The following is a 17,456-nucleotide window of genomic DNA, read 5'->3' as shown; positions in this document are numbered from 1 at the left end:
AAGTTCACTTAGCACCATTTCCCAACCTAACACGCGAACATAATTTTTAACATGATCTTTATTTTTTTGGTAAATTGTGGAACAGCAACCAAAAACCTTTACATGTTTCCAAACCAAATTGCCAACAAAACCTTAGTAATTATTATGATACTTGGCTCCCTTTACTCCTGCAGGGAACAACCAAAGGCCAATATCGATTTTTCATCGCTTTCGGAACAGGAAAAAAGAAACCCAGAGTATGCCTTGGCCTCCATGGAAGTCGAGGAGGGTCTACATCTTGAGCTCTTCGCCTCGGAACCTATGGTTACCAACCCTACCAATATGGCCATTGATGCCAAAGGCAGAATATGGGTCTGCGAGGCCAGGAATTACAGATTGTTCGCCAATCCGGATAATACTTATGACGATAGTGGGGATCGAATCTTAATACTTGAGGACACCAATGGAGATGGCAAAGCGGACACCTCCAAGGTTTTCTACCAAGGGGAGGATATCAATTCCGCCTTAGGTATAGTTGTTTTGGGCAACAAAGTAATCGTATCCGTAAGTCCCAACGTTTTTATTTTTACGGACGAGAATGGGGACGACCTACCGGATTCCAAAGAAATCCTATTCCAAGGCATAGAAGGTGTAGATCACGACCACGGGGTTCATGCCTTGGTTTTTGGCCCAGATGGGAGGCTTTATTTCAACTTCGGCAACAATGGAAAGCAATTATTGGACAAAAATGGTGAGGTGGTTATGGACCTGCACGGCCAAGAAATTGTAGCCAATGGTAAGCCTTACAGGGAAGGAATGGCTTTTAGAATGAATATGGACGGAACAAATTTGGAAGTCCTTGGGCACAATTTCAGGAACCCTTATGAGATTGCCATTGACTCCTATGGAGGTTTATGGCAATCCGATAATGACGATGACGGCAATAGGGGCACTCGTATCAACTATGTTATGGAATATGGCAATTATGGATATAGGGACTTATTATCCGGTGCAAGTTGGCGAGAAAGAAGAACCGGATGGGATAACGATATCCCCAAAAGGCATTGGCATTTAAACGACCCGGGAACCGTACCCAATTTGCTACAGACCGGATCTGGTTCCCCATGTGGCATTCTTGTTTATGAGGACAAAATGTTGCCACAGAAATTTCAAAATCAGCCCATACATGCCGAACCTGGCCATAATGTGGTCCGCAGCTACATAATAGATGAATCGGAGGCCGGTTATACCGCAAAAATTGAAAATCTGGTAAAGAGTAAAGACGATTGGTTTAGACCGGACGATGTTACCATTGCGCCCGATGGCTCCCTTTTTATTTCCGATTGGTATGACGGCGGTGTTGGAGGGCACAAGGCGGAAGACATTGCAAGGGGGAGGGTTTACCGATTGTCCGCTGGCTCGAATTATAATGTTTCGGATATAGACCCCAAGACCGAGGAAGGGGCGGTTAAAGGACTTCTTTCCGGTAACATGGACCTTTTTTATCAATCGTGGCAAAAATTACATTCCATGGGCGAGGCCGCCCAACCACTTTTAACGAAATTAAGGGAAAAAGGAGGTATGGCCAAAGCCCGGGCATTATGGCTAGGAATACATATTCCAACCAAAAGTAACGATTATATAGAATTGGCATTAATGGATGAAGACCCCAAATTTAGAATGCAGGGAATCCGTATGGCCAGATTTAAAGGCAAGGAAAGTCTTGAGAAATACCTATCCCTTTTGGAGAACGATAAATCGCCTCAAGTAAGAAGGGAAGCGGCTATTGCACTCAGGTTTGTAGGCACGGAAGCCGCTAGCGAGCTATGGGCCAATTTGGCCGTTCAGCATAACACTGGCGATAGATGGTATCTGGAAGCCTTGGGCATTGGGGCGGATAAGTTTCCAGAGCTGTATTTTAAAGTCTGGAGAAACAAGGTTGGGGAAAATTGGAAAAGTGAAGCCGGAAAAGAAATAGTCTGGCGTATGCGGGCCAAAGAATCGGTTCCTATGTTGGTATCCCTAATTAAAGACCAAACTGTTCCACCAACAAAATTGGCTTCCTATTTTAGAGCCCTGGATTTTAAGGATCATCCGGACAAGGATAACTACCTATTGGAAATGCTTAGTTGGAACCACCCCCTTAAAAACCAAATCCAGGCATACGCTATAGGGCAAATGGATGCCAAATTTGTATATAGTTCGCCCAAACACATTAAAATGGTCAAGGAAGTGCTTCCCAAGATAGAAGGAACCCCAGAATGGATCATGGCCATCAAAAATTTAGAGTTAAAGAACCTGAACGAGGCGTTGTTTAGAGTATTGGCCAATGGATCCAACACAGATATTGGCAAGGAAGCCGCCAACCTATTGCTTAATAATAACGGAGCGACACTGATCGACAGCTTCCTTCATTCCCAGGAACCGGAATCTTCCAAAATTGCGGTATTGGAAAGGCTAAATGGAATATCCAATCCTGTCGTCATTACAATGCTAAAGGAGAACATAACTTCCAAGAAATTAGGCCATGCACTTACCAGAAAAATGATTGAAACATTGGGCAATACCGGAGCCGGGCAGGAAGAATTGTACCAAATGCTAAAAGAGGATAGATTGGCCGAAGAATTCAAAACAACTACTGTAATAAAACTCATGAACAGCTGGAACAAGGAAATCAGAACCAACGCACCTAAATTCTTAACCTCTCGAGAAAATGGAGGGCTGGACATTTCCAAATTGGTGGAACGCAGGGGCAATGCCACCCATGGCAGGGAAGTATACGACATCTATTGCAGTTCCTGTCATATAGCTGCAGGAAATGGAATAGCATTCGGACCAGAATTGTCGGATATAGGCAATAAACTTTCAAAGCAATTTTTATATTCCAATATTATATATCCCAGTGCCGGAATCAATTTTGGTTTTGAAGGTTACTCTTTTAAAATGAAAGATGGCAAAACCTACATAGGATACATCCTAAGCAGGACAGAGAATGAAATAACCATTAAAATGATGGGGGGCACCCAAAAAATCTTGGAACTGAAAGACATTGAGGAACAGCAAGCCTTAGACCAATCCTTAATGACCCAAGGATTGGCTGAAATAATGTCTGAGAATGATTTAGTGGATTTGGTGGAATATTTAGGTACCTTAAAGGTAACAACAGAATAAGAATAAAAGGTATTAAACCTCATGGCCAGCCCTGAACCCAGATCCCGCCGAAATAGGGGGGATTAGTCCAGCTTGCAATTTTAAGTGCGTTTTACCGACTTCCTAAAATTGAGTTTCACTAATAAATCTCCTTAAATCTTAAAGCAGCAGCAGTCGACCTCCTCCAACCCCCTCCCAAGGAGGGGGGAGTAATCTTTAAAGGCACGAGCCCGACACCTGTCTGCAGGCTAAGCCTAGCTCGCGACCCCTGCACAAAAAAAAAGGCCGTCCAATACATATTGGACGGCCTCTTCATTATAAAATTTTGTTGTTGGATTAGAACCCTAACTGCTTCTTAACCTCTGGCAAAATATCCTTCCCTTTGGCTACGATAAGTCCACTACCTTGGGTAGCATCCATAACGTAGTCAATTCCTTGGGCGGCCGCCACAGCTTCAATAGCTTTTTTGGCCTTTTCAGTGATAGGGCCTAAAAGTTCACCTTGTTTCTTTTGTAATTCCTGTGAGGCAGTCTGTTGCGCCTCACCAATGTTCTTTTCAAAGCCTTGCAGTTCCAAAGCCCTTTTCTGATTCTCCTCTTCAGACTTTGAAGATGATTCATTTTTATATTGCGTGTACTTGTTTTGAAGTTCGGTCATAGAACTTTCAATATCCGCCCTATAGGTTTCCTGTAATTTCTTAAGTTCCGCTTCGGCTGCTTTCATCTCCGGCATTTCAGACAACAATTTCTGTACATCTATGTGTGCAATTTTCGCCTGTGCATTAACAAAACTAGTAGCTGCTACGAACAAAACTATGGCTACTGCTATTTTTTTAAATTGTTTCATGATTTTAATTAATGTTTGAGTGTTAATTTAAAGATTTAGTTATATAAATGTAATTTGGTTTAAACTTAATTCTATACTATTCATCGCCCTTGGAACTCTCCTCTTCCTCTGAGTCATTTTTGCCATTACGCTCCTCTAATTCCTTTTTTCTTTTTGCTTCCCTTTCTTCCAACAACTTTTTCCTTCTTTCTTCGTACGCCTTTTTACGCTCTTCGCGAATCCTGAGCTGTTCCGCCCGGTTTTCCTCTGCCGTCTTGATCCTGGCCTCTTCTGCCTGCTTTGCCCTCTCCTGACGTTCTAAAATAGCATCACTAATGGTTTCTTCCGTTTCCTCATCCTCAATATCCTCGAAACTAGTTCTGGCATTTTGCTTATTCTTGGGCGCGCTTATTTTTCTAGTCCTCGAAATTCCCCTTAAAACAAGATCGCTAATATCGTGTCTTTTCTCGGAATACAACATTACAACATCTGCCGATTTATCAAAAATAAAATCATATTTTTTATTTGCACCAATTTTTTGCACTTCATTGAAAACCTGATCTTGAATTGGCTGTATCAATCTTCTTTTTTGAAGCACTAAATCGCCTTCAGGACCAAATCTATCTTGCTGATAATCGAACATTTCCTTTTCCAAGATTTGAATCTCTTCCTGCCTCTCGGAAATCAATTCCTCCGTTAACAGCACCTTCTCCGCCATCAAATCCTTCTTCATCTGATCAATTACCCCTTTCTCCTTATCCAGTTCCAATTTCCATTTCTGGACTTTGGTCGCCAATTGCTCATTGGCCTCCCTGTACTCCTCTACATTTTCCAGGATATATTCCATATCCACATAACCTATCCTAATAGCCCTTTGCGCCGAAATGGTAGCAGCACACATAGTTGCGACTAGAAACAAAAATACTTTTGATTTAATACCCATGCTATCTTCTTTTTATACTATAGAAAATATCGTGCCAAAATAACTAAATATTTTAGAATGAACCATTTAACATATAAAACAATTGCAAATTTCTATATATTAAAACTGTTGTCCAATGATGAAGTGGGTTTGCCAACCGCTAGGTCCTGATGAATTGGGGTTATAATCTTGATCAAATCCATATCCAAAATCAATTCCCAATAATCCAAATGCTGGCATAAAAATACGCAGCCCCACTCCGGCAGATCTTTTTAACTCAAACGGATTAAAGTCTTGAAAATTGTTGAACGCATTTCCTGCCTCTAAAAATACTTGTCCATAAATGGATGCAGATGGTTTTAGTGTCAATGGATATCTTAGCTCCAAGGAATATTTATTATACACAACTCCACCGTCCTGTACTTGTCCTCCACTCAATGGGTCCGTACTATAGGGTGTTAAGGATTGATTCTCATACCCCCTTAAGGCAATAACATCCCTACCGTCCAAGGTGTAAGCGCCCATACCGTCTCCCCCAACATAAAATCTCTCAAACGGAACCTTTCCTACATCTTCGTTATAACTACCCAAAAATCCAAATTCGGCATTGGTCCTCAAAACCAATTTATCTACTAAGGTGGTGTACCAATCTCCCTTAAAATTAACTTTGTAAAATTCCAGCCACCTAAAGCGTTCCTGGTCTATGCGCTCTATTTCATCACTATCCAATTCCTCAATGGCCTTTTCCTCATCCTCATTAAGTTGTTTATAATCTATATTATTGAACAAAGAAAAAGGAGGGGTAAATTTAGCCGTGATGGCAAAATTGGATCCCGATCTTGGATAAATACGTCCACCACCGGTAGCATCCCTAGAGATCCCCAGAGTGTATGCTATGGAGTTTGATTTTCCATTACCAAAATTAAAAAGTCCTAAATTATAATCCTTAAAATTGTATAGCTGATACCCTAAAGAATGGGAAATAGTAAAGAAATCATCTGGCCATTGAACCCTTTTTGCCAAACCTGCCGAAATCCCTGTGATGGAAAACTGCTTGCTCTTATCGGGCTTGTTACTTACATAAGGGTTATAGTAAAACTGTTGGGTTCTGGACAAGGACATATTGAACCTTACCGGTTTCTTACCTCCCAACCATGGCTCGGAGAAATTTAAACTATATACCCTATAGGTCCTACTGGCCTGCAAACGCAGGGCAAAAGTTTGCCCATCCCCCATAGGGACCGGTTTATAAGCCTCCCCTTTAAATAAATTCTTCATGGAGAAGTTACTAAAAGACAATCCAAGGGTCCCTATGAACCCTCCACCACCATAACCACCCTGCAGCTCGATTTGGCTGGAACCTGCTTCCACTAAGTTATATGCTATATCCACTGTTCCTGCATTGGGATCAGGATTTTGGATATCCGGCTTTATCTGTTCCGCATCAAAGAATCCCAATTGTCCCAATTCCCTGATACTTCTAATAATATCCGATTTATTGTAGCGTTGACCGGGCCTGGTACGCAGCTCCCTAAAAATAACGTGGTCATTGGTCTTGTCATTACCCGCTACGGTGACATGATCTAGAAAGGTCTCTTTACCTTCAATAATCCTAATTTCAAAATTGATGGTATCATTTTCCGCAGAAATCTCCACAGGATTGATACTGGAGAACAAATAGCCGTTATTCTGATATAAATTGGTAAGGTCCTCTGCATCCGGTTTTGTGTCATCTGCGATTCGTTTCCTTAATAGAACCCCATTATAGGTATCCCCCTTTTTGATTCCAAGCATTTGAGCCAATTGACGATCCGAATAAACCGTATTCCCAACGAAATCTATTTCCCCAAAATAATACTTGTTCCCTTCTTCTACCTTGATCTTCAAATCGATAAGATCATCAGAAACCTTTACAAAGGTATCCGATATAATTCGGGCATCCCTAAAACCTTTTTCAGCGTATTTATCTACTAGGGAAACCAAATCATTTTTGTAATCCTCTTGAATATATTTGGATTTTTTCCAGAAACGGTAGAACTTTCTTTCCTTGGTCTTTTTCATGGCCTTCGCCAATTTTTTATCGGATAACTGCTCGTTACCTTCAAAGACTATATCGCTGATCTTAACCTTATCGCCCTGCTTAACGTTGATGACCATAGCCTGTGTATTGGCATCGGTCGTATCCTTTGTGGTAGCAATGGTAACCTTGGCATTAAGATATCCCTTCTTTTTGTATTTGTTCTGAATATAATTCTTGGAATTGGCGATTAAACTCTCGGTAATCTTTTTACCCTTTTTAAGATCGGTATCTTTAAGGATTTCATCAATCTTTCTTTTCTTGACCCCGTAAACGGTTACATTGGAAAGTGTAGGCCTCTCAATGATATTAAGTTCCAGAAATACCTTATCATCTACAATATTGGTGATATAGAAGTTAATATCCGTAAACAGTTCCAATCCCCATAACTTATTGATGACGGCACTTATTTCATCGCCGGGAACGGTAATGGGCTGCCCTACCCTTAACCCTGTGTAGGTCTTTACAGTCTGCTCGTTGTAACTTTGCAATCCGGTAACTTCCAAACCTCCAAGAATATAACGCTTACCATCTTCGTAGGAAGTATCCTGTGCCCAGATAACTGTGGTAAAAATTAAGAATAAAAGTGTAAATAAAAGTTCAAGGGACATGAACCTATTCATGCCGCTAGGTGAGTTGTTCGCTAGTTTTTCCAAATCTTCGTTCTCTGTTCTGGTAATTTTTAATGGCTTCCAATAAATGCTGTTCCGAAAAATCCGGCCAAAATACATCAATAAAATACAATTCCGCATATGCAATTTGCCATAGCAAGAAATTACTGATCCTATGCTCTCCACTAGTACGGATCAACAAGTCTACATCTGGTAAATTTTGCGTGTAAAGATGGTTATTAATAATGGTTTCGTCAATATTTTCGGGAGAAATTATATTATTTTTAACTTTGATACATATCTGTTGTACGGCATTTTTTATCTCTTCCCGAGCCCCATAACTAAGGGCAAGTGTTAGCGTCATTCCTGTATTGGCCTTGGTTTTCTCCATGACATCCAATAATTCCCTATGGGCACTATTGGGCAAGGAAGCTATATTGCCAATGGTATTTAACTTAATATTATTATTGTTCAAGGTCTTCAATTCCTTTTTTAGGGAAGAAACCAACAATCGCATTAAAGTATCGACCTCCAATTTGGGTCTGTTCCAATTCTCGGTAGAAAAAGTATATAGCGTAAGAAACTCCACCCCAATTCTTGCACAGTCCTCCACAGTTCTCCTAACGGTTTTCACCCCTTGCTCATGGCCAAAAACCCTTAATCTTCCCTTTTCTTTCGCCCATCGCCCATTTCCATCCATAATTATGGCTAAGTGTCTTGGCAATGATTTAACCTTTAATTCTTCCAAACTACTATTTTTAACACTACTGAAAACAATCCTGGCAAGGTTTTCTTCCAAAGGTATACGTTAGCGTAACCCCGGAGAAGACATACCAATCATCACTAAAAATATTTCCAAATCTAAATTCCTCATAGTTGGAACCTTCCGGGTTACTGGCATCCAAATTATCCGTAAAGGTATACCGGGCCCCAATTTCGGCTCCAACAACAAAAAACTGACTAATCCTTAATTTGGCCCCAACCGTCATAGGAACCGAAAATGATCCGTCTTTCTGCCCAACATCCTGTAACTGCGCCGCATCAAAATAGTGGTATCCATATCTAAAATAAGTAACACCAGTATACAGATAAGGCGTAAAGGCCGGTCCTAAACGATGTAAATTATATTCTACAAAATTAAACTCCAAACCCGCAGAGGCCTCTAGAATATTATTGTCCATTATAAAATTCCGTTGTTGTCGGGACGGTATGTCCGATTTGGAATCATCCGCCGTAAATTCTCCATAAATAATACTGGCCCTCCATGCATAGCGTTTACTCTTGTTCCATTTAAACAAACCTCCGAAAGCCGGTCCCGAAGGAAAAATAAAATTAGATCTTCCAACATCCCCAATATTATTGGCCCCACCAGCAAATAGGCCAATCTCGTATGTCTGTCCCTTTATTTCATTACAAATGAAAAGAAGTAATACCGCAAAAAATAACCTCATTATTTATAAAAGTTTGCAAATATAACAATTTCAGTAGTTTAGACTAATAAATTATTACATTCATGTTCCCATTTGATAAACAGATTTTGTTCCATTTTATTGTCGCTTCCAACACAATCAGTTACGTCTGTCTTCACCCCACAATAATTTATTTCGTAGAGTTTTCAGAAAACTTTCGGAGGTATATTCGATCATTTTTATAGTAAATGGAGCTTTTTTGATAAAAATCTCCTTGCCACTGGCCACGGTAGCGATCCTGGAATCCAAAGATACCAAATGACTATCTTCCCTTCCGGAAACTTTAAGCCTTATAACGGTATCATCCGAAATCACCAATGGCCTTGCATTAAGGTTGTGGGGCGCAATAGGGGTAAGTATCAAGGATTTAGCCGTGGGGGCAATCACGGGTCCACCACAGCTAAGTGAATATCCCGTAGATCCTGTGGGCGTTGCCACAATTAATCCATCCGCCCAATAGGATGTTAGATATTCATCGTTCAAATGTGTTTCCACCGTAATCATGGATGTAGTATCCTTCCTGCTCACGGTAATCTCGTTCAAAGCGAAGTTTAATGTCTTAAATTCCGGAATATCGGATTGGGCACTTACCTCCACCAGACTGCGCTCTACAATGGTATATGCTCCAGAAACGAATTCTTTTACCACCTTTCTCACATCTTCTTTCCTAAACGTGGACAAAAAACCAAGTCTACCGGTATTTACACCAACAATGGGTATTCCCAGGTCGCGAACATAGGTAGTAGCCCTTAAAATAGTTCCGTCACCACCAAAGCTGACGAACATATCGAAATCGGCATCAAGACCATCGGAATCCGTAAATATGGGAAATTCGCCCACATTTCGCTTGGCCATGATTAAGCCGTAAAACCCTTTTTCGAAATAGATTTGGGCATTTTCTTTGTGAAGTTCGTCCAGCAGCTCCACTATGCAATCCAATACGTTATTCTGGCAAGTAAGTCCGTAAATGGCAACTTTCATCTGTTTAAGGCTATTTTTTTATTTGTCAGACCTGCCCCACTCCTTCGTTCAGGCAAGTGTAATTCGCCAGTGCCACTAAACGTACGTCCAAAAATTAACGGGAAGTAATGTCCTTGTGCAAGTTGGCTCATTTCATAGAGAGTTAAACATTTAGATATTTATCCAAATAATCAGACCTCTGTTTTAAATCCTCAATAAATTGATCGTCATTATTACCGTAGAGTATGGTGTAGTTGTACCTTCTAAAAGACTGTATAATTTCATTTAAATGTGTAGTACCAATTTTAATGGTGATCTGAATAATATCATTTCGAATATCAGTAATAAAACCGCCAATCAATTTTACATTGTTACTTTCCACTATTTGGGCAATTTCGCTAAAGGAGTAATCCTTTAAACCCTTTGCCAAAACAAGGATTCCACCTGGTTCTGTAAAAAAGGGTGTATCTATAAATTCATCAACAATATCTATTAGATCATAATACCCCAAAACAAGGCCATCATTATCCAATACGGGCAAAAGGTTTGCGTTGTTCTTCGAAAATATCTCCAAAACATCGAGCCAAGAGGTTTCCTTACGCACAAAAAAGGTTTCCAAAGTATATCGGTAGTCCTCTATCTTCTTATCCTTGTCATAATTATCAAGATCATTTTCGTCCAAAACCCCTATAAACACATTCTCTTCTATCACTGCAACATGGGAATAGTTGGATTCATTAAAGAACTTGATTACTTTTTTCAAGGAATCGCCCACTTTAAAAATCGGCAATGTGGCAACTATGTTGTTTTGAATGTTCATAACTTCATATTATAACGCAAAATACTAATAAAAATTTCTAAGAACCTGAATCTTCCCATGTATTATTTCTAAAAAGACCTAGCTTTTGCTGGCTGTTAAAAAACAATCCCGTTAAATTAGGAATACTCCAAACCGTTTCTACCTGAAAGTCCCCATAATCAACAAAACCGAGATACCTATAATTTTCCAATAGGGATGCCCCCTGACGCTTCCAACGAATTCTTCATAATAAAATAAGCAAAAGGCATGCCTAATTTGTATTTTTGCTTTTTAAACATACCAAAATCCCATGACAAAGCTTAGCGTTAATGTAAATAAAATTGCAACATTAAGAAATTCGCGCGGCGGAAACGTACCCGACCTGTTAAAAGTAGCCAAAGATATTGAAGATTTTGGGGCACAAGGCATAACCATACATCCAAGGCCCGATGAAAGACATATAAAATACCAAGATGCAAGGGATTTAAAGAAATTGGTGCGCACCGAATTCAATATTGAAGGGAATCCCGTTCCATCCTTTATGGATTTGGTATTGGAGGTAAAACCAACACAAGTCACCCTAGTCCCCGATGCCGTTGATGCCATTACGTCCAACGCCGGTTGGGATACCGTAAAGCATAAGGATTTTCTAAAAGAGGTAATATCAACATTTAAAAGCAATGGCATAAGGACCTCTATTTTTGTGGACGCCAATATTGAAATGGTCCAAGGAGCCGCATTAACAGGAACCGACCGTATTGAACTATATACCGAAAGCTATGCCCATGAATATGCCAAAGGAAACAAGAAAGGGGTTTTAGCATTTTCCGAAGCTGCCAAAGTGGCCCACGAATTAGGTTTGGGCCTAAATGCTGGACACGACCTAAGCTTGGAGAACATAAAATATTTCAAAGAAAGCATACCTCACTTGCTGGAAGTTTCCATTGGTCACGCCCTAATATGCGAATCCCTGTATCTAGGCCTGGAAAATGTTATTAACATGTATCTAAACAAATTAAAATAATGCCTGTATTGCATTCCAATATTTTAGGGGAAGGACAACCTATTATTATCCTACATGGGTTTTTGGGCATGTCCGACAACTGGAAGTCCATGGGCTCCAAATATGCCGAAGAAGGCTTTGCTGTACATATGCTGGATTTGCGCAACCACGGAAAAAGTTTTCACTCCACCGAGTTCAATTACGATTTGTTGGCCGAAGACCTTAAACAATATATGGAACATCACCAGTTGGGAAGCGCCATTATAATTGGCCACTCCATGGGAGGAAAAACGGCCATGCTTTTTGCCTGCCGCTATCCCCAATTAACAAAAAAGCTACTGGTGGCCGATATTGCCCCTAAATTTTACCCACCACATCACCAGGATATAATTAACGGCCTCAATGCCTTGGATATTGGAAATATAAGCTCAAGGAACGAAGCGGATGAACAATTGTCCCAATACATCAAAAATATAGGGATCCGTCAGTTTTTGCTTAAGAATTTGTATTGGGAAGAAAAGGGGGTTCTGGGTTTTCGCTTCAATCTTAAGGTTTTGAGCGAAAAAATGGAAGAAATTGGTGAAAACATAGGATCTACCGACACCTACAAAGGACCAACACTTTTTTTAAGGGGAGACAGATCCGAGTATATAACCCCAGATGATTTGTCCGTTATAAAAAGGCATTTTCCCTTGGCCACGGTTGAAACCATAGTTAAGGCCGGACATTGGCTGCACGCGGAGAATCCCATGCAGTTTTTCGAAAAATCCATACTGTTTATCAAGTAGTCATTACCTATTAACTAAATAAATTTCTGAGGCTGATCCTAAGTCCATTCTTAAAACCCAAAAAAAATATCCCCTTAACAGTTAAAAGGAATTAAACCTCAGGGCAAGCTTTGAACCCAATAATAGGAAAGGACACAAGGGTCGAGGTATTGAACCTAAATCCCACCGAAAAAGGCGGGATTAGTTCAACATGCAATTTTCAGTGCAGCTTACCAACTTCTCAAAATTGAGTTTCACTAATAAAATAAATGTTTACTTTTAAGGGTATTATACCATTCATAAAACATTCCGTGAACCAAAAAAAGTAAACCATGAACCTAATTTTAAGAATTCTCCTAAGTGCCATAGCCGTTGTTATTTTAGCAAAAATATTACCTGGGGTAGGTGTGGACTCCTATACCACGGCCATTATTGTGGCCATTGTTCTAAGTTTGTTGAATTTTATTGTAAAACCCATCCTGGTCATCCTAACCTTACCCGTAACTATACTTACCTTAGGGCTGTTCCTGCTCATAATCAACGCCATAATTATCCTTTTGGCCGACTACTTTGTTGATGGTTTTCAAGTAAATAACATTTGGTGGGCGTTACTTTTTAGCCTTTTGCTTTCCTTTCTACAATCTATATTTTATTCATTTCTAAATGATGACAAAAATAACTAGGGTACCTTTTTGACATTCAGTAATTTAAAAACTTGTTGGAGATTAGAAAATGTACTACTTTTGCATCCCATTTTATTTTAGTAAAATATAGATATAGAAATGAACATCACTAAAGAGCAGATTGACGAATTAAATGCAGTAGTAAAAGTTGCGGTAACCAAAGACGATTACTTCGATAAGGTAGAAACAATCTTAAAGGACTACAGAAAACAGGCAAACATACCAGGTTTCAGAAAAGGTCAGGTGCCTATGGGATTGATCAAGAAACAATACGGAAAAGCCGTTTTGGTCGACGAGGTGAACAAACTGTTACAAGACAATCTTAACAAATATCTTACAGAAGAAAAGCTGGATGTTCTAGGAAATCCACTCCCAAAACAACAGGATAACTTTAATTGGGATTCTGAGGAGTTTGCATTTGAATTTGAATTGGGACTTGCCCCTAATTTTAGTGTAGACCTAAAGTCTAAAAAAGCCATAACCCACTACAAAATTATTGCCGACAAAAAAATGGTCGATGAGCAGGTAGAGCGTATTCAAAAGCAATACGGAAAACTGATCAGCAAGTCGGAAATCGGGAAGAAGGATGACGTAAATGGTATTTTCAAGAACGAGGCAGAGGAAATAGACAACAAGACGGTAATCGAGATCGAAAAAATAAAAAGCAAAAAAGCACTGGAGAGCCTTTTGGGCAAAAAAGTGGGCGATGTAGTAACCTTAAATACTAAGGGATTGTTCAAAGAAGATTATTTGTTGGGCAGTTCTTTGGGTATAGACGGTGAAAAATCCGAAAAATTGGATATTGAAGTTACCTTTACCATTGAGGAAATCAACGAAAAGGAGCCGGCAAAATTGGATCAGGAACTTTTCGATAAACTATTTGGAAAGGATGTGGTTACCTCTGAAAAAGAACTTAAGGAACGCATTAAGGAAGACTCCGAAAAGCAATTTGAGCAACAATCCGACCAGAAGTTATTAAATGATGTTACCGAATATTTTATAGACAACATCAAATTTGACCTTCCTACTGAATTTCTGACCAAGTGGATTCAGATGACCGGCGAAAAACAATTGACCGAGGAGGAAGCGAACGAAGAATTTGAAAAATCTGAAAAAGGCCTGCGCTATCAATTGATAGAAGGTAAGATAATCCAAGAAAACGGTATACAGATCCAGTTTGACGAGTTAAAAGAATTTGCAAAGGGCTTTATTAAGCAGCAAATGGCCCAGTTTGGACAACTGAACCCTAAAGATGAGGAGTTGGACAATATTGCAGCAAGGGTACTTTCCAATCAGGACGAGGTAAAACGCCTTTCTGAACAATTAATGAGCCAAAAGCTTTTGACCCTATATAAAGAAAAGGCAAATTTAAAAACGAAAGAAGTTACTTACGAAGACTTTGTCAAAGAAGTATACGGGTAATTTGCATTAGCGGAAACTTACAATTTAATTACGCCTTCATAGGTGCCAATAAAATATAGTTTCACTAAAAATAAGTATATTTACAGTGTCGAAGAGTTAATTTTCGACACTTTTTTTATCTTATAAAACTATTGATATAAAATATGGATTACGGGAAAGAATTCAAAAACTATGCTATTAAACATCAGGGAATAAATAGCATGTATTACGATACTATTTTAAGTAGTATGTACCCCACCAACCTTACTCCAAACATTATTGAAGAAAGACAGCTGAATGCAGTGGCAATGGATGTTTTTTCACGATTAATGATGGACCGTATCATTTTCCTCGGAACAGGGATCAATGACCAAGTTGCCAACATTGTACAAGCTCAGTTATTATTTTTGGAGAGCACGGATGCCTCCAAGGACATACAGATATATATCAATTCCCCAGGTGGAAGTGTTTATGCCGGTTTGGGAATCTATGACACCATGCAGTTCATAAAACCCGATGTGGCTACCATATGTACAGGAATGGCCGCCTCCATGGGGGCAGTGCTACTATGTGCAGGAGAAAAAGGCAAGCGCAGTGGCTTAACACATTCCAGAGTAATGATCCACCAACCACTTGGAGGGGCTCAAGGCCAGGCCAGTGATATTGAGATTACGGCAAGGGAGATCCTAAAACTTAAAGATGAATTGTACCAGATCATTGCAAATCATTCCGGACAAACCCTTGAAAAAGTGAGTGACGATAGTGACAGGGATTACTGGATGAAAGCCAGTGAAGCCAAGGATTATGGCATGATAGATGAAATCTTGGTAAGGGATAAAGACTAGAGACGACTAAAAGACACGAATAATTCGGGCTGCACTCTTCACGGATGCACCAAAATATGGATTATTTCGTTACTATTATTGAAAGTGATAAAATGATATGGCAAAAGAAAATTTAGAATGCTCTTTTTGTGGTAGAAAGAAACCAGAAACCAATCTATTGATTGCTGGTCTTGATGCGCATATATGCGATCGTTGTATAGAGCAGGCACACGGTATTGTGGCAGAGGAATCCAAGCAGACCAAAAACCATGATCTTTCTTCCGAATTAACCTTAAAAAAACCTTTGGAAATAAAGGAATTTTTGGACACGTTTATAATTGGACAGGATCGCACCAAAAAAGTAATGTCCGTTGCCGTCTACAACCATTACAAAAGACTTCTACAACCAAAAAGTAAGGAAGACGATATAGAAATACAAAAGAGCAATATTGTCATGGTAGGCCAAACTGGGACCGGCAAAACCCTAATGGCCAAAACCATTGCCAAGATGCTGAATGTACCTTTGGCCATTGTTGACGCTACCGTACTTACGGAAGCCGGATATGTTGGCGAGGATGTGGAAAGTATACTAACCCGCTTGCTACAGGCGGCCGATTACAATTTGGAAAAGGCAGAGCGCGGTATCGTCTTCATAGATGAAATTGATAAAATTGCGCGAAAAAGCGACAATCCCTCAATTACTCGCGATGTATCCGGGGAAGGTGTTCAACAAGGACTTCTTAAACTATTGGAGGGGACTGTGGTAAACGTTCCACCCAAAGGTGGCAGAAAGCACCCAGATCAAAAATTTATTGAAGTTAATACGGAGAATATATTGTTTATCGCCGGAGGCGCCTTTGACGGCATAGAAAGGCACATCACCAAAAGACTGAACATGCAGGCCGTAGGCTATAGCGCTTCCAAAGCTGATGAAAAGGTAGACAACGAAAATATTTTACAATACATTGTACCTAAGGATCTAAAGGACTTTGGATTAATTCCAGAGATTATTGGTAGACTACCGGTACTCACCCACATGAATCCGTTGGATAAGGAAACATTAAGGGCCATTTTAACAGAGCCCAAGAATGCCATAATTAAACAGTATGAGAAACTGTTTAAGATGGATGGAATTACCTTTAAGATAACAGAACAGGCACTGGACTATATTGTGGACAAGGCAATAGAGTATAAATTAGGTGCAAGGGGATTACGCTCTCTTTGCGAAGCCATTTTCACCGATGCCATGTTCGAATTCCCAAGTACCAATGAAACGGAATTTAAGGTCACCAAACCTTATGCCGAAGAGAAATTATCTTTTGAAACTATTAAAAAGTTAAAAGCAGTCTCTTAAGACTGCTTTTAACTTTTATACACCAACACTATCTTCCATAATTCACTTGGAAATGAAGGTATTAGGCCACATGCTGTTTTTGCATAACCTTGACCAATAAATCCAGACATACCTTACTTATGATTTTCTCATCGGTATAGAGTTCATGTCCAAAACCTTTCACAATTTCAACATCAACACCAATTTGGTCAGACCAAGTATTGGAGGGCCTAAACTCATCATTTTGCCCATACAGAAGTTGAATGCTTCCTACTGGCCTTTCACTCTCCAAACGCAATCTGTTACTGGAAATTGAATATAATGATTTTAGGGGCAATCCATTAAGCGCTGCCTTCCAAGCTATGCTGCCACCAATACCAAAAGTCAAATAATGACTTGGCTCGTTTTCCTTTTTAAGCAGATGGGCCACTGCTGTTTCCACTCCCCCATCAATAAATTCCCTATGGATATTTTCTGGAGAATTTACCTCCAAACTAATATTGGCCAATTGCTGACAATCGTAAAATGTAATATCATAATATTGCTGCAAATAACCTAAATAGGAGGTAATCCATAACCCTTTTTTAGAACCCCACATATCGGATAAAATCACTAGTCTGTTCGCCATAATAAAAAGTATAAATAGTTAAAGG

The 17,456-nt window shown here is 39.7% G+C and carries 15 protein-coding genes; 7 read left to right on the top strand and 8 right to left on the bottom strand.

What is annotated here, in order from left to right; all coding sequences use genetic code 11:
- The first annotated feature begins 102 nt into the window (after window positions 1–102).
- A complete protein-coding gene (locus B9Y87_RS01255) occupies window positions 103–3,150 on the top strand; it encodes a PVC-type heme-binding CxxCH protein (RefSeq protein WP_176225572.1) in 3,048 nt (1,015 codons plus the stop codon).
- 315 nt (window positions 3,151–3,465) lie between these two features.
- Here B9Y87_RS01255 and B9Y87_RS01250 read toward each other — a convergent pair whose 3' ends face one another.
- From B9Y87_RS01250 to B9Y87_RS01220, 7 genes are all read right to left on the bottom strand, one after another.
- Entirely contained in the window at window positions 3,466–3,975 is a 510-nt protein-coding gene (locus tag B9Y87_RS01250) for an OmpH/Skp family outer membrane protein (RefSeq protein ID WP_085495417.1), read from the bottom strand.
- A gap of 76 nt (window positions 3,976–4,051) precedes the next feature.
- Window positions 4,052–4,891, bottom strand: coding sequence for an OmpH/Skp family outer membrane protein (locus B9Y87_RS01245; protein ID WP_085496586.1), 840 nt, complete (start codon window positions 4,889–4,891; stop codon window positions 4,052–4,054).
- 105 nt (window positions 4,892–4,996) lie between these two features.
- Window positions 4,997–7,576: a BamA/OMP85 family outer membrane protein gene (locus B9Y87_RS01240; protein ID WP_085495415.1), complete on the bottom strand. Its 2,580-nt coding sequence runs from the start codon at window positions 7,574–7,576 to the stop codon at window positions 4,997–4,999.
- A 4-nt stretch (window positions 7,577–7,580) separates the two neighbouring features.
- A complete protein-coding gene (locus B9Y87_RS01235; RefSeq protein ID WP_245808637.1) occupies window positions 7,581–8,264 on the bottom strand; it encodes an isoprenyl transferase in 684 nt (227 codons plus the stop codon).
- Between the two features lie 64 nt (window positions 8,265–8,328).
- Window positions 8,329–9,015 (bottom strand): type IX secretion system protein PorG, encoded by a 687-nt coding sequence (gene porG, locus B9Y87_RS01230; protein ID WP_085495409.1) that lies wholly within the window; start codon window positions 9,013–9,015, stop codon window positions 8,329–8,331.
- 117 nt (window positions 9,016–9,132) lie between these two features.
- Window positions 9,133–10,014 (bottom strand): NAD kinase, encoded by an 882-nt coding sequence (locus B9Y87_RS01225; protein ID WP_085495407.1) that lies wholly within the window; start codon window positions 10,012–10,014, stop codon window positions 9,133–9,135.
- 142 nt (window positions 10,015–10,156) lie between these two features.
- Window positions 10,157–10,813, bottom strand: a complete 657-nt coding sequence (locus tag B9Y87_RS01220) for a CBS domain-containing protein (protein ID WP_085495405.1) — start codon at window positions 10,811–10,813, stop codon at window positions 10,157–10,159.
- Between the two features lie 289 nt (window positions 10,814–11,102).
- On the opposite strand from B9Y87_RS01220, the gene B9Y87_RS01215 reads away from it, so the two are divergent.
- The 6 genes from B9Y87_RS01215 (at window position 11,103) to clpX (ending at window position 16,824) form a co-directional block, all read left to right on the top strand.
- Complete coding sequence (locus tag B9Y87_RS01215) at window positions 11,103–11,816, top strand: pyridoxine 5'-phosphate synthase (RefSeq protein ID WP_085495403.1); 714 nt, start codon at window positions 11,103–11,105, stop codon at window positions 11,814–11,816.
- The gene (locus B9Y87_RS01210; RefSeq protein WP_085495401.1) at window positions 11,816–12,583 is read left to right on the top strand and encodes an alpha/beta fold hydrolase; all 768 of its coding nucleotides are present in this window, start codon (window positions 11,816–11,818) and stop codon (window positions 12,581–12,583) included. Before B9Y87_RS01215 ends, B9Y87_RS01210 begins: the two co-directional genes overlap by 1 nt.
- Before the next feature lie 311 nt (window positions 12,584–12,894).
- Window positions 12,895–13,245 (top strand): phage holin family protein, encoded by a 351-nt coding sequence (locus tag B9Y87_RS01205; RefSeq protein ID WP_085495399.1) that lies wholly within the window; start codon window positions 12,895–12,897, stop codon window positions 13,243–13,245.
- A 99-nt stretch (window positions 13,246–13,344) separates the two neighbouring features.
- A complete protein-coding gene (gene tig / locus B9Y87_RS01200) occupies window positions 13,345–14,667 on the top strand; it encodes a trigger factor (protein WP_085495397.1) in 1,323 nt (440 codons plus the stop codon).
- A gap of 143 nt (window positions 14,668–14,810) precedes the next feature.
- Entirely contained in the window at window positions 14,811–15,491 is a 681-nt protein-coding gene (gene clpP / locus B9Y87_RS01195) for an ATP-dependent Clp endopeptidase proteolytic subunit ClpP (RefSeq protein WP_085495395.1), read from the top strand.
- Window positions 15,492–15,588: 97 nt separating this feature from the next.
- On the top strand, window positions 15,589–16,824 hold the full coding sequence (gene clpX / locus B9Y87_RS01190; protein ID WP_085495393.1) for an ATP-dependent Clp protease ATP-binding subunit ClpX: 1,236 nt from the start codon (window positions 15,589–15,591) through the stop codon (window positions 16,822–16,824).
- Between the two features lie 61 nt (window positions 16,825–16,885).
- Here clpX and B9Y87_RS01185 read toward each other — a convergent pair whose 3' ends face one another.
- Window positions 16,886–17,431, bottom strand: coding sequence for a hypothetical protein (locus B9Y87_RS01185; protein ID WP_085495391.1), 546 nt, complete (start codon window positions 17,429–17,431; stop codon window positions 16,886–16,888).
- Window positions 17,432–17,456 lie beyond the last annotated feature (25 nt).

The organism is Arenibacter troitsensis (genome assembly GCF_900177645.1).
GTDB classification, from domain to species: domain Bacteria; phylum Bacteroidota; class Bacteroidia; order Flavobacteriales; family Flavobacteriaceae; genus Arenibacter; species Arenibacter troitsensis.
The sequence above is the reverse complement of the archived record's forward strand: the minus strand, read 5'-3'. Positions and strand labels throughout refer to the sequence as shown.